Below are 23,539 nucleotides of genomic sequence, written 5' to 3'. Positions count from 1 at the left end.
GTGGGCGGTTATTTTTTTCATTGCAAATAAAAATCAACAACTATATTCATTTATCCTAAAATGATGGTACGATACTTAATAATAAATTACTGGAAAGGTTGCTAGATTCCCTAATGAACGTAAAAAACTTTTTGCAATTGCCTATTACAAAGGATTTTACAGTAGTTGCAGGTAGCAACGGTTTACATAAACCTGTCCAAAATGTTGAAATTCTAGATTTTGAATTTTCGCCTGATATAGAAACGGTTCGCGAAACGATATTCACACCAAATAGTGTAATTCTCAGCAGTTTATTATTTGCAAAACAACAACCCGAGTATCTTTTAAATGCTGTGGAAAGCCTTATTCAATTAAAAGCTAGTGCCTTGGCCTATAAGCCTGTTATTTATAATAATTTACCCGAGGAGGTGATCGCTTTAGCGAATGCACACCATTTCCCTATATTGCGCTTTGGGGGAGATGAATTTTTCGAAAAAATCATTTTAGAAACGATGGCATATGCAAAGACACAAGATTATACATTCTTTTTAGAAACGATTATGAAACGTCTTATTAATGAAGAAGTTTCTGATGAACAAATTACATCTTTTTTACAGCAATTAAACAAGCCGTTTGAAAAATATCTATTCGTAGCCAATCTACAAATGCAGTCATTAACAAATCCCCAGTGGATGCAACCATTTTTACAATTAGAGCCACTATTAAAATCAGGAGTTATTTGTAAATATAAAAATAGCATCTTCATTTTAGTGACAAATCAATCAGAGCAGTTTCAATTTGAGAACTTTCTTAATGAATGGCTCACATTATATAATATTTCAACAGACGAGCTGATTGTTGGTTATAGCCAAGTACATGCCACACAAACTGAGTTTCACCTTGCTGTGCGTGAAGCTTACTTCGCTCGTATAATGGCTGAAATGGATATGACCCCTACTTGTCACTACAAGCATCTTGGATCAGATATTCTACTATTAGAATTACATCGAAAAGACCCACAGTTCGCTAGGAACTATGTAAATGGCTATCTTGGACCATTACTTGATGAAAAAGCAGATGCAGATTTAATCAACACTGCCATCACGTATATCTCCAAAAAGGGTAACATTAAAGAAGTAGCAGTAGCCCACTTTTGCCATCCAAATACGATACGCTATCGCATGACAAAAATACGCCAATTAGTAGCACCGTTAGATAATGACTATGTATTTTATGAACGTTTATCAGCAGCCGTTAAATTGTACTTATTACATAGCAAAATAGCAGATTAAAGATTAGCTTTGGAATAAGTACAAAAAAACGCCTGAAATTTTAGAATCAAAGTCAAATTATTTCCTTTCTTCTCATGCTATTCTTAATGAAGCAAGGAGGAAGAAAGATGAAACAATACATAGCTGATGGCATGCTACTGACAACTGCTATCGTTTGGGGCAGTGGATTTGTTATAACAGCCATTGCACTAGAATATTTAACTGCTTATCAAGTGATGGCAGGAAGATTTTTATTAGCATCAATTATACTAACTGCCATTTTTGGATACAAATTAAAAAAAGCAACAAAATCAGTTATTTGGAAAGGCGTTGTACTAGGAACGATATTGTATATTGCTTTTGCACTTCAAACAGTTGGTTTACAATATACAACTCCCTCAAAAAATGCATTTTTAACTGCTGTCAATGTAATTGTCGTTCCGCTCATTGCCTACGCTGTCTATAAACGCCGTATCGATGGTTATGAAATTATCGGCTCAATTATAGCACTTGTCGGAATTGGCTGTTTATCGTTACAAGGTTCCTTCACGATGAATATAGGTGATGCACTTTCTCTAGCTTGTGCCGTTGCCTTTGCTTTTGATATTTTTTGTACAAACCTTTTTGTACAGAAAGAAGATGCAATCGCTTTAACTATTATTCAATTTATTACAGCATCCGTTATAGGTATTTTGGTCGTCGTAAGTCGAGGTGATATTCCCGCTTCCCTTGAAAAAGAAGCTATCTATTCACTCATTTATTTAGGTATTTTTTCAACTACTATTGCTTACCTATTTCAAAACGTGGCCAATCAATATACCTCTGCAACAAAAGCAGCCATTATCCTGTCTACAGAGTCCTTTTTCGGCATGGTGTTATCGGTAATATTTTTACATGAAGTACTAACAAGCCGAATGGTAATAGGGGCAGTATTAATTTTACTAGCTATTTTAATTGCTGAAGTGAAGCCCGCCTATCCAAAAAAACGAATAATGAATAGCTGACCATAAAGCTCCCGCATAAATAGTTTCAGTTGATACTGAAGCTATTTTTTTATTTTGAATAGCTGGTTATCATACTTGTAGTAATACCGACTACTAATACGGTAATAATGGAAAGAATTAATGTATTTGAAGACAAAAGAAATCCTCCTAATACAATAACGATTGAATCAATAAAAAAAATAAGAACCCCAACATTTATGCCTGTTTTATCACATAAAAATTGCGCTACAAGATCTGTCCCACCAGTGCTTGTCTGATACCGAAGCATTAAACCGATACCAAAACCAACTAATACTCCTCCTAATATCGCACTATAAATGGCATCGATTTGAATCAAATTTCTTAAAGGCTTCAAAAGGTCAATGATAAAAGACGAGGCAATTAACCCATGCACACTATTGTAAAAATAAGCTCTGTATTTAAACCAAGCGATGATAAATATCGGAATGCTTAATAATATAATCATTAGCCCAATTTTTAGTTTATATAAATAGTACAAAATGAGCGCTACCCCTACTACGCCCCCATCTAATATTTGATAGGGTGTTAAAAATAGGTTAATGCCTATAGAAATACAAATACTACCTATTATGATGACCAAGCCCTTCTTCAGAAAAAACATACAACCCCCCTCAAAAACGAAGCATGTCTTATAGTATGAAAAAATTGAATTGAACATGTTTTAGACTTTACTCTATGTGAAAATACTTTTATGTTCATATGGAGTTCCGAATTACACTGTAGTTGTTCTACAATGGACATTCAGAAGTTACTTATGTATGTAGACAGTTGCGAGAGCTGTTATAGAGCGTACTGCCCGCAGCTTCGAACGCTACAAAACAAACAGTAAGTTAGAGGGTGGCAGGCTTGTGACGTGCTATGCGGAAATTCTATATTTAACGTAAAAAGAGACAATATCCAAAATAACAGGATACTGTCTCTTTCTTGTCATTAGGTATTAAAATTTTTCATGTTTACGAACGAACAAGCACAGAAATTTTTGCATTAAATTGCTGTTGAAGCTTTCGTGTCCATTCCCCTGGCTTTCCTGTACCAACTACATGACCATCAATCTCAATAACAGGTGTAATTTCAGATGTTGTAGATGTAATAATAACTTCAGTCATTGTAGTTAACTGCTCTAAAGTAAACGCTTGTTCTTTTACTGGCAGACCAATTTCTTTAGCACACGCTAGCAAGACGTTGCGAGTAATACCATTTAAAATCATATTATCCACTTGGTGTGTATAGAGTACACCATCTAAAATGCCATGAACATTTGAAGAAGCCCCCTCTGTCACCACTCCATTGCGATGCAAAATAGCCTCATAACAGCCTTTTTCATATGCCTCTTGTTTTGCTAATACAGGGCCAAGTAAGTTCAATGTTTTAATATCGCAACGTAACCAACGAATATCTTCTAAAATCGTTGCCTTTACTCCATTTTCAAAATTTGCTAGCGGACGAGAATTTTCTTTAACATTCGCTACTAAAACAGGCTTAATAGTATGAGGGAAATGATGTTGGCGTGAACCACTCCCTCGTGTAATTTGAAGATAAATATGACCTGTGCCTAAATTATTTTTGTGCACAAGCTCTCGTAATAACATTAACAATTTATCTTTTTTATAAGGAATCATTAGCTTAATTTTTTCTGCACTTGTGTAAAAGCGTTCAAGATGTTCATTTAATGTAAACACAATGCCATCATAAACTTTAATTACTTCATATACGCCGTCACCAAATTGGTAACCACGATCCTCTCGATCAATAATAACTTCCTTATCTAATACAATTCGATTGTTCCATAAACTATAGCCCATTTATGTCTCTCCATTTCTTACACTCGTCATTTTAATTGTCTAACCTTTCGCCTCTTTTGGATACTGGCGCGTTTTTTCCTACTAAAACAGCAATAACAACAATTACCGCTATCATAAAAGTGAACCAAGTAATGGTTTCATCTAGAAATACAGTTGCAAATAATATCATTAAAAACGGCTGTAAATATTGAATTTGACTTACCCTTGCTATCCCGCCAATCGCCATTCCACTATACCAAGCTACATATGCAAGAAACTGACTAACAATCGCGAGATACATAAAGCTAAACCAAGCTTGTAATGGTGCATGAAGCATGTCAGCTGAAAAATTGAGTACAACTGGAATGATAAAAAATGGAGCACCCATCATTATTGCCCATGCAATCACTTGCCAGCTTCCTAATTCTTTTGCCAATAGGCCTCCTTCTGCGTAACTAAGTCCGAGTATAATAACCGCTGCCAGTAAAGCGAAGTCGGCAAATTGTAATTGTCCGAGTCCGAGATAAATGGCATATCCAATAACAGCTAATGAGCCAATTAAACTTGATATCCAAAATTTTAAAGATGGCTTTTCACCTGCTCTAAACATAGCAAATCCCGCTGTAGCTAAAGGTAATAAAGCTAATTCCACAGCTCCATGGGATACGGGCAAGGAATCCATTGCCCAAGATGTAAGTAGCGGAAAAGCAAAAACGACACCTATAGCAACAATTAGAAGACTTTTAAATTGGCGAAGAGTAGGAAGTTGTTGCTTTTTTAATATAAAAACAACAGCAACTACAATAGCAGCGATAACAGTCCTTCCTAGCCCTACGACAGTCGCTCCAAAATAAGCTACAGCAATACTTGTAAAAGGAAGTGTTAAGCTAAAGCAAATTACACCTACTAATCCTAAGAGCAAACCGAGCTTTCCTCTATTCTCCCCTTGCATGCAGCCACTCCCCTTTCTTCATCTGTACCAGCCTCTGGTATAATCAAATATTAATAGGTACACAGATAAGAAATAAATAGCTTTTTTATCCATCTGTCATGGTACAGATAAGGAGGGATGAATCGATGAGTTCAAAATATATGCAAATCATCGAGGAAGTAAAAGGGCAATTGGCAATAGGGAAACTCTACGCAGGCTGTAAGCTTCCTTCGGTTAGACATTTATCTGAGCAATTTTCTTGTAGTAAAAATACGGTTATTAGGGCTTATGCAGAATTAGAACAACAGCATGTGATTTATGCAATTCCTAAAAGTGGTTACTATGTAGTCAATGAATTTCAGCCCAACGAGCATGCGCAAAAATTTATTGATTTCTATTCTGCTGGTCCCGATATAAATGCACTGCCTTACGTTGACTTTCAACATTGCATGAATCAAGCTATCGAACATTATAAAGAAGAACTGTTTACTTACTCAGATCAGCAAGGGCTGTATTCATTACGCGTTCAACTAGCGAGCTATTTGCAAAGTTTACAGGTATTCACCCAACCAGAAAGATTAGTTGTCGTTTCAGGCTCACAGCAAGCGCTAAATTTATTTGTTACGATGCCCTTTCCAAATGGCAGAAGCAACATTCTAATCGAACAACCTAGCTATTTTGGGATAATTGAATCTATTGCTTTACATCAAGTTACTGCTTTCGGTATTGACTTAACGATGGAAGGCATTGATCTCGAACGTTTGGAGTATATTTTTCGCAATCATGACATAAAGTTCTTTTATGTTATACCAAGATTTCATAATCCGCTTGGTCACTGTTATACAAATAGCGAGAAGAAAAAAATTGTGGAATTAGCAGAAAAATACGATGTTTATATCGTAGAAGATGATTTTTTAGGCGACCTTGACCCAAACATGAAGGCCGATCCTATGTTTTCTTTTGCTCCGTCAGGAAGGGTAATTTATATTAAGAGCTTTTCAAAAGTCTTCCTTCCTGGCTTAAGAATTGCAACGGTCGTGCTGCCTGAACGAATGGTTAACGGTTTTTTACGTTATAAATTTAGTTCGGATTTTAATAGCCCTGCCTTATCTCAAGGTGCATTAGAAATCTATTTAAAAAATGGTATGTTTCATAGTCATCTCAAAAAAATTAAAGAACTATATCGTAATAAAATGCAAATACTGCAAGAAGCATGTGATTTATTACTTCCTGCTAATACTTATTTTTCGAAGCCGACTTCAGGTTTTTATCTCTCTATCTTTTTACCAAAAAATGTAACTGCTAAACAAATCGTTCATATGTTACACGAGCAACAAATCTATGTGGATGATGCCTCTAGAATGTTTTTACCTGAATATAAAAAGGATAATATTTTGCGATTATGTATTTCTCAAGTGCATGAAAGCCAAATAAAACACGGTATTGAACGATTGGCTCATTGCATCGATTCAATTAACAATAGAAAGCATCCCCAAGCACCAAAATCCTTTTTACATCAAAACGTATAACAAACGAACCTCCCTGTTTTTATATACAGGGAGGTTGACTATGCTCTTTCCCATACCAATATTCATTCCCTTCTGCTAGGTGCACCTGCATGAGCTTGAAGCGCTGCACGGTTCACCACACCACCCGTATTTTTTCGCAGTTTTTTTGCTTTTATTTTCTAATAAGAAAGCCTCTATTTTCAAGATTTTAACTGCTTCTTCTTACTGCATAATCACACTACAAACCGCTCATCGCCTATTTATCCAATCAATATTTAAGGCAACAGTTCACAAAGAATCTACTAAAATACAAGGATAAGAAAAATGCTTAGTATTCGAAATTTTGAATAAAAAAAATAAACTATTGAAATATGTAGGTATTGGTTATATACTACAAGCGATAGTGATAATCATTATCAATTATTTTCTTAATAGGAGTGTAATTCTAACATGAATTCAAAGCGATTTTATTCATTATTTGCAATGTTATTAATAGCAGTTTTTTCTTTTGCTTTAGCTGGATGTGCTGATAAAGAGTCTGGCACTGCGTCTACAGATTCAAAAGATTCAACAGAAAAATCAGACTCAGAGACTTCTGATACACAGTATCCTATCGTTATCAAACATGCATTTGGGGAAACTGTGATTGAAAAAAAACCTGAGCGTGTAGCAACGATTGCATGGGCAAACCATGATGTCGCATTAGCGCTTGATGTTGTTCCAGTGGGCTTTTCGGCCGCAAACTATGGCGTACAAGATGATAGTGGCATGTTACCATGGACAGCTGATAAGTTAAAAGAATTAGGAGAAACAAAACCAAATATATACCAAGATACTGATGGCTTAGATTTTGAGGCAATTTCTGACTCAAATCCAGATGTAATTTTAGCTGCTTATTCAGGAATTACACAAGAAGACTACGATACATTAAGTCAAATCGCACCCGTTGTGGCATACCCAGAAATTCCTTGGGTAATCTCATGGCGTGACCAAATCCTATACAATGCAAAAGGTATGGGCATGGAAAAAGAAGGTAAACAATTAATTACTGATACAGAAAAGTTAATTGCTACAAAGGCAAGTGAAAAACCAGAACTAAAAGGTAAAAAAGCTGCATTTGCTATGTTCAATGCAACAGACCTTTCTAAGTTTTATATTTGTACACCAGAAGATCCTCGTGGGGAGTTTTTAGAGGAATTAGGTATGGAATATCCACAAAGTATTCAAGATCAAATTACCGATAAATCTAGCTTCTATATTGAATTAAGTGCTGAAAATGCAGATGCTTTAAAGGATGCTGAAATTTTCATCACTTATGGTGACGATAAAACATTAGCTGCTTTACAAGCTGACCCAATTTTAGGAAAAGTGCCAGCAATCCAAAACGGTTCAGTAGTAGTAATCACTGATAATACACCATTAGCAGCAGCAGGTAACCCAAACCCTCTATCAATTCAATATACAATTGACGAGTATTTATCATTAATCTCTGATGTTGCGAAAAAGCTGAAATAATATGAATACATCCGTTTCAGAAAATAAGCATGTATTGATGCCACGTAACTTTGGTAAGCTTATCATTTTGCTTTCAATATTACTTTGCCTTAGTGTAATTGCATCGCTTGTATTTGGTTCTCGGATGATTACTTGGACGCAACTTCTGGATGGTTTATTCCATTCAGAAGTTGCTTCTCATGAGGCAAATGTTGTTCGACAAAGAATTGTTCGAACGATTTTTTGCTTTATGTGTGGTGCTGCTTTAGGTGTTTCAGGTGCCTTAATGCAGTCTGTAACGCGTAATCCTATTGCGGATCCAAGTATATTAGGCGTAAATACAGGGGCATCTTTATTCGTAGTATGCGGGATTGCCTTTTTCAATATTAGTTCTGCACATCAATATATTTGGCTGGCAATAGTGGGTGCAATGATTACCGCTATTTTTGTATTTACTGTTGGTTCCCTTGGTAGTGGAGGAGCGACACCAATCAAGCTCGTCTTAGCAGGAGCTGCTACAAGTGCCATATTATCATCGCTCGTAGTGGCTGTTATGATTCCACGCACAAATGTTATGGATCAATTTAGATTTTGGCAGGTTGGCAGTGTAGGTTCAGGCAGTTGGGATAATATCACCTTGTTTATTCCGTTTTTAATAATTGGTCTTGGTATAGCTATCTTCTCTGCACCTGCATTAAATGCGCTAGCACTAGGAGATGAAGTGGCGACTGGCTTAGGTGTAAAAACTGGGACAATCCGCCTTTTCGCTTCATTTGGTGGCGTTTTATTATGCGGTGTAGCAACCGCGTTAGCAGGACCAATCGGGTTTATCGGATTGTTGGCGACTCATTTAATTCGATTAATTATCGGTCCTGACGTGCGTTATGTTATTCCGCTTTCTGCACTAGCTGGGGCAATTATTTTAACGATTGCTGATGTATGCGGAAGACTATTAGGGAGTCCGAGTGAGCTTGAAGTAGGTATTGTTACGGCCTTCATTGGAGCTCCCCTACTAATTTTAATTACAATGAAAGCGAAAATGCGTGCATTATGATGAATGATACAGTAATTTCCATTTACAACTCTAGAATGAAACGAAAACGTCGTTTCCTACTGATGACGTGTTTGCTAACAGTTATTTCTCTTATACTTATGGGTTTGATGCTTATGCTTGGCAATACAATTTATCCATTAAAGGATGTTGTAGCCGTTCTATTAGGTGAGGATGTCAAAGGTGCGTCCTTTGCCGTAGGTACAATTAGATTACCACGAATGATTGTCGGACTATTTGCAGGCTTTGCATTTGGTGCTGGCGGATACGTTTTCCAAACGATGTTACGAAATCCTTTGGCTAATCCTAACGTCATTGGGATTACTGCTGGATCTAGCGCTGCTGCTGTCTTTTGCATTATCGTCCTGCATGCAAGCAATGCATTCGTATCCATTGCATCTGTCATTGGCGGACTTTTAACAGCTATCATTATTTTTCTATTGTCGAAAAGTAGCTCGTTCTCAATTGGTCGTTTAATTTTAATTGGTATCGGTATTCAGGCGATGTTAAATGCTTTTATTTCTTACTTAATGGTTATTGGTAATACGCACGATATCCCTTCAGCTATGCGTTGGTTAAGCGGCAGTTTAAATGGTGCAAAAATGGAGAACCTTTATCCGTTAATCATCACGGTTTGTATTTGTACACCGATTGTTATTTATTTTGCTAGTAGATTAGAAATATTAGAGCTAGGTGAACAAGCTGCGACATCACTTGGTGTTGATACGAACAAAACGAGATTGGTGCTTTTACTTAGCTCGGTTTTAATGATTGCGCTGGCTACAGCAGCTGCTGGTCCGATTGCATTCGTTGCATTTCTAGCAGGTCCAATTGCCAAGAAAATTGTTGGTGTAGGCTTTTCGAGTATCGTTCCTGCTGGCTTGGTTGGGGTTATTTTAGTATTAGCCGCAGATTTAATAGGTCAGTTCGCATTTGATACCAGATATCCTGTTGGCGTCATTACAGGGATTATCGGTGCACCGTATTTAATTTATTTATTAATTCGTATCAATCGAAAAGGAGATTTATAATATGAAGCCAACACATACATTTCGAGCGGAACAAATTACTGCTGGTTACGAAAATAAAACAATTTTACAAGATGTGAGTGTAACGATTCCTAGCAATAAAATTAGTATTATTATTGGTGCAAACGGTTGTGGTAAATCTACGCTATTAAAAACAATGGCACGATTAATTAAACCAACTTCAGGGCAAGTAACATTAGATGGGCAACCGATTCAAAAAATGCCTCCGAAAAAGCTTGCTAAAGTACTAGGTTTATTACCACAATCACCTATCGTTCCAGAGGGAATTACTGTTGCGGATTTAGTTGGCAGAGGTAGATTCCCTCATCATAGTTTTTTAAAAGGGTGGTCAAAAAAAGATTATGAGGCTGTAGCAGAAGCAATGGAAATGATGAACATTACGGAATTTGCTGACCGTCATATTGATGAATTATCAGGTGGTCAAAGACAGCGTGTATGGATTGCCATGGCATTAGCGCAGCAAACGGATATTTTATTTTTAGATGAGCCTACAACGTATTTAGACATAACGTACCAAGTAGAAATTTTAGATTTACTGACAGATTTAAATCGTAAGTATGGCACGACGATTGTCATGGTGCTACACGATATTAACTTATCAGCACGTTATGCAGATTATATTTTCGCCCTACATGAAGGGATGCTAGTAGCTGAAGGTACCCCATCTGACATTATTACAAATGCTTTAATTAAAGATATATTCGCACTAGACTGTATGGTTATCGAAGATCCTGTATCAAATTCGCCTTCAGTCGTGCCCATTGGACGACACCACAACCAAATGGATAAAATAGCTCTTTAAACAAGGCCAAGCTTACTGAACAGCAATTATACTAATTGCAATCAGTGAATTGAGCGGCTGTATACGCCATCAATTCTTCAAGACAAGGGAAATTGAACGGGAATAAGACTCCTGTTCAATTTCCCTTGTCTTGTCTCTAAAGGCTTGCTTGTGTATAACACCCCTTCCCCTTATAAAAAATGCCACCTTCTCAATCTAAGTTACTAGATAAAGAAGGTGGCATTGTGATGTCCATTTTCAATGGACGTTATTTAACTATTACCCATGCATCGGGTCATTTTTATGCTTTGGCCCAATCATGTTGAATAAAATATTTAAGATAATCGCTGTTACCGAACCACATACGATACCGTTAGACGTTAAGATTGCTACACCTGGAGGTAATGACGCGAAAATATCTGGAACAACTGATACACCTACACCAAGACCGACAGCAATCGCTGCAATCATCGCGTTTTCCGCTGATTCATTCATCACAGGTACAAGCATCCCCATACCTTGTGTTATAACCATACCGAACATTGCTAACATGGCCGCACCAAGTACTGGTGTTGGAATGATTGTTGTGAGTGCTGCGATTTTTGGTAAGAAGCCAAGTGCTACAAGGAAGGCACCTGTTAGGTAAATGACTTTGCGATCTTTGACACCAGACATACGTGTAAGCCCTACATTTTGCGAGAATGTTGTGTACGGGAAGGCATTGAAAATACCACCGATAACAGAAGCAAGCCCTTCTGAACGATAACCACGTGCTAAATCTTTTGAATCTAGTTTTTTATTGCAAATATCGCTAAGTGCAAAATAAACACCTGAAGATTCTACTAAAGAAACCATCGCTACAAGCGTCATTGTTAGAATCGCTGTTGCATCAAATGTCGGCATTCCAAAATAGAATGGCTGCACCATGTGGAAGACACCAGCATCTGAAACGGGCGTGAAATCCACCTTACCCATAAATCCACCTAATACCGTCCCTGCAACTAATCCAATTAAAATTGAAATTGCACGAGCAAAGCCTGTTGTAAAGCGATAAACGACTAAAATAATGACTAATGTAATAAAAGCTAAAGCAACATTTGAACCAGATGCGAAATCTGCTGCACCTTGGCCACCCGCCATATTATTTAATGCAACTGGTAATAAAGAAATACCAATAATTGATACGACAGAACCTGTTACAACTGGTGGGAAAAATTTCACAAGCTTTCCGAAGAAGCCTGCGATAACCATTACAATTAAACCTGATGCAATGATAGAACCATAAATATCTGTAATGCCTTGTTCAGGGTTTGTCCCAATTGCAATAATTGGACTAACTGCTGTAAAAGTACAGCCTAGAACTACTGGTAAACCGATACCGATAAATTTGCCTGAATACACTTGAAGTAATGTTGCGATACCACACATCATTATGTCAATTGCTACTAAATAAGTCATTTGCTTTGAATCAAAACCTAAAGCCCCACCGATAATAAGCGGTACTAAAATAGCACCTGCATACATCGCAAGTAAATGTTGAATAGCTAGCGTAGTTGACTTAAAGGCATTCATTATGCACGATCCTCCGTGGCAAACGTTACTTTACCGTCTTCTAAAGAATCCACAATTGCTAATGATTCTACACGAATACCTTGCTCACGTAATAATTTACCGCCATCTTGGAAGCCTTTCTCAATAACAATGCCGACACCAATGACATTTGCGCCTGCTTGTGCTGCAATATCAAGTAAGCCTTTTACCGCTTCACCATTTGCTAAGAAATCGTCAACGATTAAAATATTGTCATCTTTATTTAAGAAATTACAAGATACTGAAATTTCATTTGTTTCGTTTTTTGTGAAAGAATGTACTTTTGAAGAATACAGATTGTCTGATAATGTTAAAGATTTACGTTTACGTGCAAATACGACTGGTGCCCCGATTTCAAGTCCTAGAAATACAGATGGCGCAATGCCTGAAGACTCAATAGTTAATACTTTCGTAATAATGTCATCAGAGAAGCGATTTGCAAACTCATGTCCAATCTCTTTCATAAGTAGTGGATCAATTTGGTGGTTTAAAAAAGTGTCAACTTTTAATACAGACGAAGATAATACTTTACCTTCCTGCTTAATTTTGTCGTGTAATAACTTCATTGCTATTTTTCCTTCTTTCTTATAATAATAAAAAGAGCGCTAAATACTTTGATTCCATTCATCTACGAGTGGAGCAAGGCATTCAGCGCATAAACGTCGAAATAAATAGAAAACATCATCACAAGTATGAATTCTCTAAAACAATGCTACCCATAGTCGATTTATTTACGGTAAATCGGTAGAAACTTACGAGCCATATTCTCGCTATTATATGAGTGAAATAGTATTAAGCTGTACGAACTTCCTTATTATAAATATCCATTTTTATAATTTCAATATGAATATGCATAATAAGCTGGTGCTGCACTTCATTCGGCAGATGCTTATATCTACTACTGAACAAAGTTTGAATTTTCGGAATTTAATGGTATTTACGCATTTTTTTGGCGTAAACGTTCGTGTTTTCAATCAATGCTCTGATTATATCAGACTATTTTAGACCTTGCTAGTCATTATTTCGATAAATGGAAAGGTACAGTCATAATGACGACATTTTTGTGAAATAACAGCGATGTTCGAATTAATAGACTCGATTGATTGTGTAGCATATGCTGCCAACCTTTCTTCGGTAAAAACTGCGGAATAACAACTGTTACTTGGTAGTCAGTTTTCGCATATTGATGCTCCACCTTATCAATAAACTTTTTCAAAGGCTGCGTGATGCTACGATATGGCGAATAGTAAGTGACAAGTCGCACATCTGGCTGCCACGCCTTCCATTTGTCCTCAAAGGCTTTTGCATCTGCTTGATCGAATGCTACATAAAAGGCAATTATTTTATCAACATTTAAAGATTGTGCATAATGCAGTGAATTTTCCACCACTTTTGTGATTCCCGCAACAGGTACGACAAAGACATTTCCCTCTACTTTCGGTAATGCTTCACCATTAAGTCGTAATTGTTCCCCCACTGCATTGTAATGATGCTTAATGCGATGGAACATCCAAATAATAAGCGGTAAAAAGATAAATACAGGCCATACTTGGGGTAGCTTTGTGACAAAAAACATCATTGCCACTACAAAGGAAATAACTGCCCCTATTGTATTGATAACAAATTTCACTCCCCAGCCATTAGGTTTTTCACGCCACCATTTCCGCATCATGCCAGATTGCGCTAATGTAAATGGTATAAATACACCTACAGCATAGAGTGGAATTAACTGCTCTGTTGTACCATCAAACAAAATAATAAGCACAATAGCTGCTAGCCCGAGCATCATAATCCCATTGGAATAGCCAAGTCGATCGCCACGAATTTGAAATATTCTTGGAATAAAGCCGTCTTTCGATAAATTGACTGCCAGTAACGGAAAGGCAGAATAACCTGTATTCGCAGCGAGCACTAAAATCATCGCTGTTGTTCCTTGCACAATATAATAAAATACATTACGTCCAACACTCGCTTCAGCAATTTGAGAGACAACCGTTGCTTGGGCATTCGGAGCGACTCCGTAGTAATAAGCTAGACTGACAATCCCAATAAACAGTACTGCTAAAATACTCCCCATCGCTAATAGCGTTTTCGCTGCATTAACGGGTGCAGGACTTTTGAAATTTGGAATGGCATTTGATATTGCCTCTACACCTGTTAATGCTGAGCTTCCTGAGGCAAATGCCTTTAATAATAAAAACAAACTAATGCCCGCAACAGGCGTCCCAATTTTAGGGTGTAAATCTGCTGGCACTTGCCCCGTTGCTACATTATAGATCCCCATGCCGATAAGCAATAACATGACAACGACAAATAAATAAACTGGATACGCTAAAATAGAAGCTGATTCAGTAACCCCACGTAAATTTAATATCGTTAAACAAATAACAAAAAACACAGCAATTGGAACGTTATAGGCATGTAAACTTGGGAATGCTGAAGTAATAGCATCTGTCCCTGCCGATACACTAACTGCCACAGTTAAAATATAATCAACGAGTAATGAACCACCCGCTACAAGTCCTGCATTCACACCTAAATTTTCGCGGGACACGACATATGCCCCACCACCGTGTGGATAAGCGAAAATAACTTGTCGATACGATAAAGTGAGTGCCACAAGCAGCACCACTACCCCTGCTGCAATCGGTAACGAATACCAAAAGGCAACCGTACTAACAGTCATGAGTACAATTAAAATTTGCTCTGGACCGTATGCTACTGATGATAAAGCATCAGATGATAATATAGCCAATGCTTTTGTTTTACTTAGCTTTTGTTCCCCCAATGCATCGGATTTCAATGGTTTACCGATAACATAACGTTTGAATGAATTTTTCATCCTTTACACCTTCTAGATTCATAGAGTGTGTTTCGCATTTCTAAATCGATTACACCTTCGCATAATCGGTCTCTTTCTATTTACTGGGGCTTTTTTGTATAGAATGCCATCAAAAAAAACGTCTACAAGTCATCACTAAATACGACTTGTAGACGCTCTAACGTCTGACAAGCTCCAACTTTTCTGCTCTTAACGCTTACGAGGTTAGCTGTCGGATTCGGGCCTGAGTAGCCCTACTCTTCAAAAAGAGATTCACCCCAAGAATTGTTTACACAATCCATCAAAATTGGGTCCCCCGCGTTTAATTGCTTCAGCGATTTAGAAATTTGAAACTTTTATAATGATGTCATATTACGCCTGGAAATAAAAAAAGTAAAGAAGATATTGCCCACTTTTTCGTAAATTTTTTTATATCCTCATGGACAAGCTTATATCAGTGGTTTATCGGCGATTCGGCGTGGTTTATCGGCGATTTTCGCTGTTTTACAGGCGATTTCGCTGGCCTTATCGGCGATTTTCAAAATTCACAAAAAAAATAATGAGCAAACTTCTTCACATTTTTAAGTTCTAGCTATAGAATAGTAGTATTATTATTTTCCTATAGGAAACTTTATTTCATTTACGATACTTTTTGAAACGAGGGAACAAGATGGCCTATAAACAGATGACAAAACCAGCAGCAGAAGCTGTTTTAGATGGAGACATAAAAGGCTGGCGGCGTATTTTACCCTTTCTCGGTCCAGCATTTATTGCAGCGGTTGCCTATATAGATCCTGGCAACTTTGCCACAAATATTACAGCGGGCTCGCAGTATGGTTATTTACTACTTTGGGTTATTGCCTTTTCAAATTTAATGGCTGTGCTGATTCAGTCTTTATCAGCAAAACTTGGTATTGCTACTGGGAAAAACTTACCTGAAGTAGCAAGGGAGAATTTTTCTAAAAAAACTTCTATATTTTTATGGATACAGGCTGAACTTGTAATTATTGCTACAGACCTAGCAGAATTTATCGGGGCTGCCCTCGGTCTATACTTATTATTTGATATTCCGATGCTACCTGCCGCACTTATTACAGCAATTGGTTCATTTGCAATTTTAGAGCTACAGCGCAGAGGCTTTAGAGCATTTGAAGCAGGTATTTCAGGAATGGTGCTAATTGTTGTGTTAGCATTTGCGTTCCAGACATTTTTAGCTCAACCAAATTGGGGTGATGTAACAATAGGCATGCTGACACCACAATTTGACGGTGTCGATTCACTGTTACTTGCAACAGGTATTTTAGGGGCAACCGTTATGCCCCACGCAATCTATTTGCACTCTTCTTTAACACAAAGTCGTGTCGTTGGTCGCAATGATAATGAAAAACGACGTATTTTCCGCTTTGAGTTTATCGATATTGTGATTGCAATGATTATTGCTGGTGCGATTAACATGAGTATGCTAATCATTGCAGCAGCAGTGTTCCATACGCAAGGCCTAGTAGTTGAAGATTTAGATATCGCCTATAACGGATTACGAGAGGCTCTTGGACCGATGGCGGCAGTATCTTTCGGACTTGGATTACTCATTGCAGGGCTTGCAAGCTCTTCTGTTGGTACATTAGCAGGCGACGTTGTTATGCAAGGCTTCATACAACGAAAAATCCCTCTATATTTACGTAGAGCAATTACAATGATTCCACCTTTGGCTATTATTGCAGCGGGTGTCAATGCCACTTATGCGCTTGTTTTAAGTCAAGTAATCCTGTCATTCGGTATTGCTTTTGCGCTTATCCCGCTTGTGATGTTTACAAGTAAAAAGGACATTATGGGTAGCCTAGTCAATCACCGTATCACAACTATACTTGGGTGGTTTGTCGTTGTAATAGTAGTTACGTTAAATATTTACTTATTATGGGAAACACTATTTGCTTAGGATGGGTGCCAGGCACTCATACAATTACACTCACCGTAGCGAACATCCACGGCATAGCAAAAAAGTGATAGATTGACGGCAGTCAATCTATCACTTTTTCTCTTTGTCTTAGACTCTCGCTTTTAAGAAAGTGCCTTTAACCCTACGACACCAATGATGATACAGCATACACTTGCTAAGCGGCCTTTACTTTTTGACTCACCAAAAAACATCATATTGATTAAGACCGCCCCTGCCGTTCCAATGCCTATCCATACCGCATAAGCCGTACTCGTTTGTAAAAATTCAAATGATTTATATAAAAATGTAAGTGACGCAGCAAATCCTCCTACATAGAGCACCATGCTGATAAATCCCTTTTTTGTACTATATTTTTTCAGTCCAATAACAGATACAAGCTCACTCGATGCAGCTAAAAAAACAAAAAGCCATCCCATACTATATCACCTCTTTTGCACGTTTATGTTCTTCAACAGAGTCAGCAACTTTTAAACCAATAACACCTACAATTAATATAAAAATAAAGAGAAGCTTACCGATACTGACTACTTGATTGAATATTAATACATCCATCAAGGTCGTTCCCATTGTGCCAATTGCTGCAAATATTGCATACACTGTTCCAGTTGGTAATTTCTCGCATGCCTTTGATAAAAAGTGCAAATCAAGCCCAATAAATATAACGATTAATAGCCACTCCCACCAATGAGCAGCCACATTGAAGCCATAAATCCAAATTAATTCAAAAAAACTAGTTAACCCTACATACAGCCAAGCTTTTCCCATAAAAAAACCTCCAAAATAATAATGACTGAACTTCATTCATTTTTACTGCAACAAGAACCACCTAGAAAATTTAGTAAAAATCCGCTTTTTAATTCGGATCTAAAGACATGTATTTCCCTTTTTATAGCAACGTAATACTACAAATAAGAGCATATATGGTTTACCACTTATATATCAAAAATTCACTGTAATATGTTTCATCTCTGTTTGCTTATTTTATAACAGCTTTGTTTACGACTAACGCATTACAAATAAATTCTAATAAATCTTTTTTATCCTCATCGATTAGCACTTCTTCTTTTGAATCAAATAAATAAGCTCGCTCTGCAGCAGCCTCTATTAATCCAAATACCATCTTTGACGTAGCATAAGAATCAATGGCTATTAAAATTTCACCTTTCGTCTTTGCTTTGTCCAACTCATTTCTTAGCCAATTATAGTAAGGTGTATACGCATTTACCCAGTCCTTTAAATAATCAGAAGCTGACAATCCAGCATAAATAATGGCTACAAGTTCCTTATGCTCTCTCGTCATCATAAATATTGTATCTATTAATTGATTAAATTTTTCAATTAGTGGTGCTTGCTCATCCACGTTTTTTTGAATTGCCTCAAATATATTGTCGACCATTACTTTAGCTATGGCGGGCATTAAGGACATTTTTGAAGGGAAATACAAATAAAAAGTTCCTTGTGCGATACCAGCCCTTTTTACAATATCAGCAATTTTTATTTTGTCGATACCTTGTTCTTTAAACAATTGAATAGCAGAGGTTACGATACGTTTTTCCTTATCCATTATGCGCCCCCTAAAAAATCATGAATTTTTAAAAATTGTAATCTAAACAAAAATAGAATTCAACCTCTTTCTTTTAACGAAAAGGAATCATTTCCTATAATGGGCCTGAAAAATTTATTTAATTTTGGTAATTTTAAAAAATTAGTTTGACAAATGAACGAGATTCATTTAAATTTTATCCCAAGGAAGATGACTGAAATTCATTTTAAGAAAAAATCTCCCTCAGCTAGTATTTTCATAACGGTAAGTACCATTTTCCACCTTGACAAGGGGTGTGTTACAAGGTGCAAATCGGTATTATTTTTTAATCAAAGGGGCGGAATTGATGATGAAAACAGGTTATATTTTTGACGAAAGTTATTTCTGGCACGACAACGGTAGCGGAACATTATATTTACCTTCGGGTGGTTACTTAGAAACAGATGTGTTTGTCGAACATCCTTCAACAAAGAGACGTATTAATAATTTACTTAACCGGTGTGGTCTAATGAAAAAATTAGAACAAATTGAGCCACGTCCTGCTACACGTGAGGAAATTGAAATGTTCCATACAAAAGAATATGTAGATAAAGTGAAACATTTAAGCGATACAACTGGCGGAGACGCAGGAGATCACGCCATTGTTGGTAGAGGTTCTTATGAAATTGCTTTACTGTCAACTGGTGGTGCTTTAAAAGCGGTTGATGTTGTGATGAATGGTGAAGTCGATAATGTTTATGCATTAACTCGCCCACCTGGCCATCATGCAGAGGCTGCAAAAGGCATCGGCTTCTGTATTTTCAATAACGTTGCGATTGCTGCCAAATACGCAAAGCAAAAATACAATTTAGAACGAGTTATGGTGTTAGATTGGGATGTTCACCATGGTAATGGAACAGAAAGTGCTTTCTATGATACAGATGGTGTTTTATTCTTCTCAGTACATCAGCATTTAAGTTTCCCGAATAATACGGGTTATGCAGAGAACGTAGGTGAAGCTGACGGAAAAGGATTTAACGTCAACATTCCACTTCCTCCAGGCACAGGAAATGCAGGCTATATTGAAGCATTTAAGTCCATTGTGGAACCTATTGTCAACGATTATAAACCTGAGCTTATTATTATTTCTGCTGGTCAAGATCCAGGCATGTTTGATCCACTTGGACGCATGAACATGACTGCTGAAGGCTTTGCAGAGTTAACAAAAATTATGATGAACTTAGCTAATAAGCATACGGATGGAAAAATCGTCTTCTGTCATGAAGGTGGTTACAGTAACGCTTACGTTCCATTTTGTACATTGCGCATTATTGAAGAATTATGTGGCGTGAAAAGTGATGTAGAGGATCCATTCCAAGATTCACAAGGATATCCCGATTTTGTAAACGAAGTAGAAAAGAAAGCAATCAATGAGGTTATTTCAATCCAATCAGCTTATTGGCCATCATTAAAAGTTACTGTTTAAATTGTAAACACTATTATTATATTAAAAATAATTATTAAGAGGGAGGGTATCTATGAGCAATTCTATCGAGGAAATTAGTTATGAACATATTCCTTTAGAACAGCGTAATGGCACTGCCAAAGAGCTATTTTTTACATGGTTTGCCGCAAGTACCGTTTCAACAACACTTGTAACAGGATCTCTAGCTATCGTATTAGGGTTGAATTTTTGGTGGTCACTTGTTGCTATCCTATTAGGACACGGCATAGGAGCTGCAATTATGGCACTCCATTCTGCCACTGGTCCTAAAGCAGGTTTACCGCAAGTAGTACAAAGTAGAGCACAATTTGGCTACTTCGGAGCTATATTGCCAATGTTAATCATTCTAATCATGTATTTAGGCTACGGAGCTACAAATACCGTTCTAGTTGGACAAGGAATGCAGGAAACACTTGGCCTTAATATGAACGTAACGGTTATTGTAAGTCTAATCCCAATGGTATTACTAGCTATTTTTGGACAAGGCTTACTTCAAAAGTCGATGAAAATCTATACAATTGGCTTTACAGTAGTATTTATTATTTTGTCGATTATGATTTTAACGAATGTTTCAATGGAGCTTTTAAATGCTGGTAATTTTTCTTTCAGCCAGTTTTTATTAATGACTTCCATTTGTGTAACATGGCAGATTACATATGGTCCATATGTATCTGACCATTCAAGATTTATCCATCCTTCACAATCTAAAAAGGTATTTACTTATAGTTACCTTGGAAGCTTTGCTAGTTCAGTTTGGTTAATGGTTTTAGGTGCAGCCATTGCCACTATGGTTGTGAATGGTAACGTTATGGCGCAAATTAAAGATATGGGCTCATTAGGTTTCATTATTGCACTATTATTATCTCTTGGTGTCCTCGTTATTAACTCCTTAAATATTTATGGAGCAGGCATTATTATATTATCGATTGCAAGTAACTTTTTAACGTTTAAAACATCTGCGAGACTACGGACAATTACTTCCATCGCAATTGGTATTATTATTGCCATTATTGCAACTTGGAGCTCAAGCAATTTTATGGCTAATTTCCAATTATACTTAGGGTTTATTTTATTCTTTATTATCCCTTGGAGTATGATTACATTAACTGATTTTTATATTTTAAAGAGAGTACATTACCCTCCAGATGAGTTCAACAAGAAGGATGGCATTTTCGGAAAAATTAATATACCTACAATGATTATTTACTTGTTAACTATCTTTATTCAAATTCCGTTTATTAATACGGAGTTATATGTAGGTCCTATTGCAAAAATGCTAAATGGATTGGATATTGCATGGCTTGTCGGTGGTGCGGTTTCTTTCCTATTATATATTAGCTTTTCTAAATTAACGGCACCTGCCAAGCTTTCTGTTGATGTTTATCCAACGGCTAGTGTGCCTGAGAATAATTAATAAATATGGTTCGCCAGGCTTCCCCAGGCCTTTTTAAAGCCCCTGTATAGTAATTTCATACAGGGGCTTTACTTATGTTATTAAACATCTACCTTTTCGATGTTGCGGATTGCTAAATAGGCAATGACTATCCCTATAATTGCTAATGTTATCGGGATTACGATAATATCATTCAATGAAAATGCACCCGTATTTGTAGAAACAACCATCACAATCAACAGAGAGGACAGTATTGTTGTTGGTACGGAGTATTTTTTCATACCAAAATACAATGGAATTAGTGCCATACTGGATGCCGCTACAGCATTCATTAATACGGAAGGAATGCGAAAAAGCTGCCCTCTAATTAATAGGACAGCTTTCATTTCTATTTCTCTACTTTTAAATCACACTGTTGCAGTGGAATCATTTTCGTTTTATGTTTTATTTTATAGCCCAACCACAAGGCGATAAACAGTGGTATCCCGATATAAGAAACAAGGACACCATACCAGTCAACCGAATCACCTGTGAAAGCTGTATAATTTTGACCAATTACAACAATCATACACAATGTAAATGCAAAGAGTGGTCCGAATGGATACAGCTTTGCTTTATATGGTAGTAATTTTAGGTCTAAGCCTTGCGCTTCATACGCTCTACGGAAGCGATAATGACTAAATGCAATACCAAGCCATGCAATGAAGCCTGACATCCCCGAAGCGTTTAAAAGCCACATATAGACAACGCCATCACCAAAGAATGATGCTAAAAATGCTAGGCAACCGACTGCTAATGTTAGCAGTAATGCGTAAATCGGAATTCCGCGACGGCTAAGCTTTGCGAAAATTTTAGGTGCGTGTCCATCTACTGCTAATTGCCATAACATACGTGATGATGCATATAACCCCGAATTACCTGCAGACAACATCGCTGTTAATATAATGGCATTCATTAATGATGCAGCAAAGGCAATACCTAAGCGGTCAAACACTAGTGTGAATGGTGAAACAGCAATATCTTCAGATAATAAACGAGCATCTGTAAATGGAATTAACATCCCAATTGCTGCAATGGCTAAAATGTAAAATAAAATAATTCGCCAAAAGACTGACTTAACCGCTTTCGGAATATTTTTACCAGGATCATCAGTTTCCCCAGCAGTGATTCCTAATAGCTCTGTCCCTTGGAACGAGAAGCCTGCTGCTAGAAATATGCCGAATGTAGCAAGGAAGCCACCATGGAATGGACCATCACTTATAAAGAAATTCGTAAAGCCGACTGGTGCTTGTCCTCCTAAAATACCAAAAATCATCAATAGACTGACGATAATGAAAACAATAACAGTCGCAACTTTTATCATGGCAAACCAATATTCACTTTCACCATAGCTTTTTACAGAAAGTAAATTGAATGTTAGTACGATCGCAATAAATATGACTGTCCATAGTGCCGAAGAGCTGTCTGGGAACCAGTACTTCATTATAAGAGAAACTGCTGCAATTTCAGCGGCAATTGTAATCGCCCAGTTATACCAGTAGTTCCAGCCAAGTGCAAAGCCAAGCGCTGGATCTACAAATTTTGTTGCATACGTACTAAATGAACCTGATGACGGCATATAAGCTGCCATTTCACCCAAGCTTGTCATTAAAAAGTACACCATAATGCCGATTAATGCATAAGCAAGAAGTGCACCACCTGGTCCAGCCTGTGCTATAGCACCACCACTGGCTAGAAATAGCCCAGTTCCGATAGTACCACCTAACGAAATCATTGTTATATGGCGGCTTTTTAATTCTTTTTTCAACTCTGGTGCTTTATGACCGAGCTGATTAACTTTTATTTCACTCACGTTAAAGCTTCCTTCCTTTTATAAGAGGCA

General features: G+C 37.1%; 21 protein-coding genes and 2 riboswitches. Of the genes, 10 read left to right on the top strand and 11 right to left on the bottom strand.

The window, feature by feature from the left end; genetic code table 11:
• Nucleotides 1-113 precede the first annotated feature (113 nt).
• Both FH508_RS01300 and FH508_RS01295 read left to right on the top strand, forming a co-directional pair.
• Nucleotides 114-1,271, top strand: a complete 1,158-nt coding sequence (locus FH508_RS01300) for a PucR family transcriptional regulator (protein WP_173478821.1) — start codon at nt 114-116, stop codon at nt 1,269-1,271.
• A 107-nt stretch (nt 1,272-1,378) separates the two neighbouring features.
• On the top strand, nt 1,379-2,254 hold the full coding sequence (locus FH508_RS01295) for a DMT family transporter (protein WP_139859551.1): 876 nt from the start codon (nt 1,379-1,381) through the stop codon (nt 2,252-2,254).
• 49 nt (nt 2,255-2,303) lie between these two features.
• Here FH508_RS01295 and FH508_RS01290 read toward each other — a convergent pair whose 3' ends face one another.
• The 3 genes from FH508_RS01290 to FH508_RS01280 all read right to left on the bottom strand — a co-directional run bounded on the left by FH508_RS01290 (nt 2,304) and on the right by FH508_RS01280 (nt 5,008).
• Nucleotides 2,304-2,876: a YitT family protein gene (locus FH508_RS01290; protein WP_139859549.1), complete on the bottom strand. Its 573-nt coding sequence runs from the start codon at nt 2,874-2,876 to the stop codon at nt 2,304-2,306.
• A gap of 352 nt (nt 2,877-3,228) precedes the next feature.
• Nucleotides 3,229-4,077, bottom strand: coding sequence for a D-amino-acid transaminase (gene dat / locus FH508_RS01285; RefSeq protein WP_139859547.1), 849 nt, complete (start codon nt 4,075-4,077; stop codon nt 3,229-3,231).
• Between the two features lie 31 nt (nt 4,078-4,108).
• Entirely contained in the window at nt 4,109-5,008 is a 900-nt protein-coding gene (locus FH508_RS01280; RefSeq protein ID WP_139859545.1) for a DMT family transporter, read from the bottom strand.
• Between the two features lie 125 nt (nt 5,009-5,133).
• Between FH508_RS01280 and FH508_RS01275 the strand changes: the two genes are divergently transcribed.
• The 5 genes from FH508_RS01275 (at nt 5,134) to FH508_RS01255 (ending at nt 10,891) form a co-directional block, all read left to right on the top strand.
• Nucleotides 5,134-6,516, top strand: a complete 1,383-nt coding sequence (locus tag FH508_RS01275; protein WP_139859543.1) for an aminotransferase-like domain-containing protein — start codon at nt 5,134-5,136, stop codon at nt 6,514-6,516.
• Between the two features lie 429 nt (nt 6,517-6,945).
• The gene (locus FH508_RS01270) at nt 6,946-8,010 is read left to right on the top strand and encodes an iron-siderophore ABC transporter substrate-binding protein (RefSeq protein WP_173478822.1); all 1,065 of its coding nucleotides are present in this window, start codon (nt 6,946-6,948) and stop codon (nt 8,008-8,010) included.
• 37 nt (nt 8,011-8,047) lie between these two features.
• Entirely contained in the window at nt 8,048-9,043 is a 996-nt protein-coding gene (locus tag FH508_RS01265; protein WP_370635733.1) for a FecCD family ABC transporter permease, read from the top strand.
• Complete coding sequence (locus FH508_RS01260) at nt 9,040-10,071, top strand: FecCD family ABC transporter permease (protein WP_173478824.1); 1,032 nt, start codon at nt 9,040-9,042, stop codon at nt 10,069-10,071. Before FH508_RS01265 ends, FH508_RS01260 begins: the two co-directional genes overlap by 4 nt.
• A 1-nt stretch (nt 10,072) precedes the next feature.
• Nucleotides 10,073-10,891 carry an ABC transporter ATP-binding protein gene (locus FH508_RS01255; RefSeq protein WP_173478825.1) on the top strand — a complete coding sequence of 273 codons (819 nt, stop codon included), beginning with the start codon at nt 10,073-10,075 and terminating at the stop codon, nt 10,889-10,891.
• Between the two features lie 258 nt (nt 10,892-11,149).
• On the opposite strand, the gene FH508_RS01250 is transcribed toward FH508_RS01255, so the two are convergent.
• The 3 genes from FH508_RS01250 to FH508_RS01240 all read right to left on the bottom strand — a co-directional run bounded on the left by FH508_RS01250 (nt 11,150) and on the right by FH508_RS01240 (nt 15,302).
• Nucleotides 11,150-12,442: a nucleobase:cation symporter-2 family protein gene (locus tag FH508_RS01250; RefSeq protein WP_173478826.1), complete on the bottom strand. Its 1,293-nt coding sequence runs from the start codon at nt 12,440-12,442 to the stop codon at nt 11,150-11,152.
• Nucleotides 12,442-13,026, bottom strand: a complete 585-nt coding sequence (locus FH508_RS01245; protein ID WP_173478827.1) for a xanthine phosphoribosyltransferase — start codon at nt 13,024-13,026, stop codon at nt 12,442-12,444. The genes FH508_RS01250 and FH508_RS01245 overlap by 1 nt, the downstream gene beginning before the upstream one ends.
• A 133-nt stretch (nt 13,027-13,159) precedes the next feature.
• A riboswitch (purine riboswitch) is annotated at nt 13,160-13,261 on the bottom strand.
• A gap of 217 nt (nt 13,262-13,478) precedes the next feature.
• On the bottom strand, nt 13,479-15,302 hold the full coding sequence (locus tag FH508_RS01240; protein ID WP_139859694.1) for an APC family permease: 1,824 nt from the start codon (nt 15,300-15,302) through the stop codon (nt 13,479-13,481).
• Between the two features lie 179 nt (nt 15,303-15,481).
• A riboswitch (cyclic di-AMP (ydaO/yuaA leader) is annotated at nt 15,482-15,628 on the bottom strand.
• Between the two features lie 323 nt (nt 15,629-15,951).
• On the opposite strand from FH508_RS01240, the gene FH508_RS01235 reads away from it, so the two are divergent.
• Entirely contained in the window at nt 15,952-17,217 is a 1,266-nt protein-coding gene (locus tag FH508_RS01235) for an Nramp family divalent metal transporter (RefSeq protein ID WP_139859692.1), read from the top strand.
• Between the two features lie 122 nt (nt 17,218-17,339).
• Here FH508_RS01235 and FH508_RS01230 read toward each other — a convergent pair whose 3' ends face one another.
• The 3 genes from FH508_RS01230 to FH508_RS01220 form a co-directional block, all read right to left on the bottom strand.
• Entirely contained in the window at nt 17,340-17,654 is a 315-nt protein-coding gene (locus FH508_RS01230) for a DMT family transporter (protein WP_139859690.1), read from the bottom strand.
• Between the two features lies 1 nt (nt 17,655).
• A complete protein-coding gene (locus FH508_RS01225; RefSeq protein WP_139859689.1) occupies nt 17,656-18,003 on the bottom strand; it encodes a DMT family transporter in 348 nt (115 codons plus the stop codon).
• A 211-nt stretch (nt 18,004-18,214) separates the two neighbouring features.
• Nucleotides 18,215-18,802, bottom strand: coding sequence for a TetR/AcrR family transcriptional regulator (locus FH508_RS01220; protein ID WP_173478828.1), 588 nt, complete (start codon nt 18,800-18,802; stop codon nt 18,215-18,217).
• 325 nt (nt 18,803-19,127) lie between these two features.
• Here FH508_RS01220 and FH508_RS01215 point away from each other — a divergent pair, with 325 nt between their 5' ends.
• Nucleotides 19,128-20,246 (top strand): class II histone deacetylase, encoded by a 1,119-nt coding sequence (locus tag FH508_RS01215; protein WP_337980079.1) that lies wholly within the window; start codon nt 19,128-19,130, stop codon nt 20,244-20,246.
• 52 nt (nt 20,247-20,298) lie between these two features.
• Nucleotides 20,299-21,678 (top strand): purine-cytosine permease family protein, encoded by a 1,380-nt coding sequence (locus tag FH508_RS01210; protein WP_173478829.1) that lies wholly within the window; start codon nt 20,299-20,301, stop codon nt 21,676-21,678.
• A gap of 80 nt (nt 21,679-21,758) precedes the next feature.
• Here the strand turns inward: FH508_RS01210 and FH508_RS01205 are convergent, their stop codons facing one another.
• Nucleotides 21,759-22,043 carry a hypothetical protein gene (locus FH508_RS01205; RefSeq protein ID WP_228134345.1) on the bottom strand — a complete coding sequence of 95 codons (285 nt, stop codon included), beginning with the start codon at nt 22,041-22,043 and terminating at the stop codon, nt 21,759-21,761.
• 2 nt (nt 22,044-22,045) lie between these two features.
• Nucleotides 22,046-23,509, bottom strand: a complete 1,464-nt coding sequence (locus FH508_RS01200; RefSeq protein ID WP_173478830.1) for an amino acid permease — start codon at nt 23,507-23,509, stop codon at nt 22,046-22,048.
• Nucleotides 23,510-23,539 lie beyond the last annotated feature (30 nt).

Origin of the sequence: Lysinibacillus sp. CD3-6, from assembly GCF_006351725.2 — a bacterium.
Classification (GTDB): Bacteria; Bacillota; Bacilli; order Bacillales_A; family Planococcaceae; genus Lysinibacillus.
Note: the sequence above shows the minus strand (reverse complement) of the source record. Positions and strands in the feature narration are given on the sequence as shown.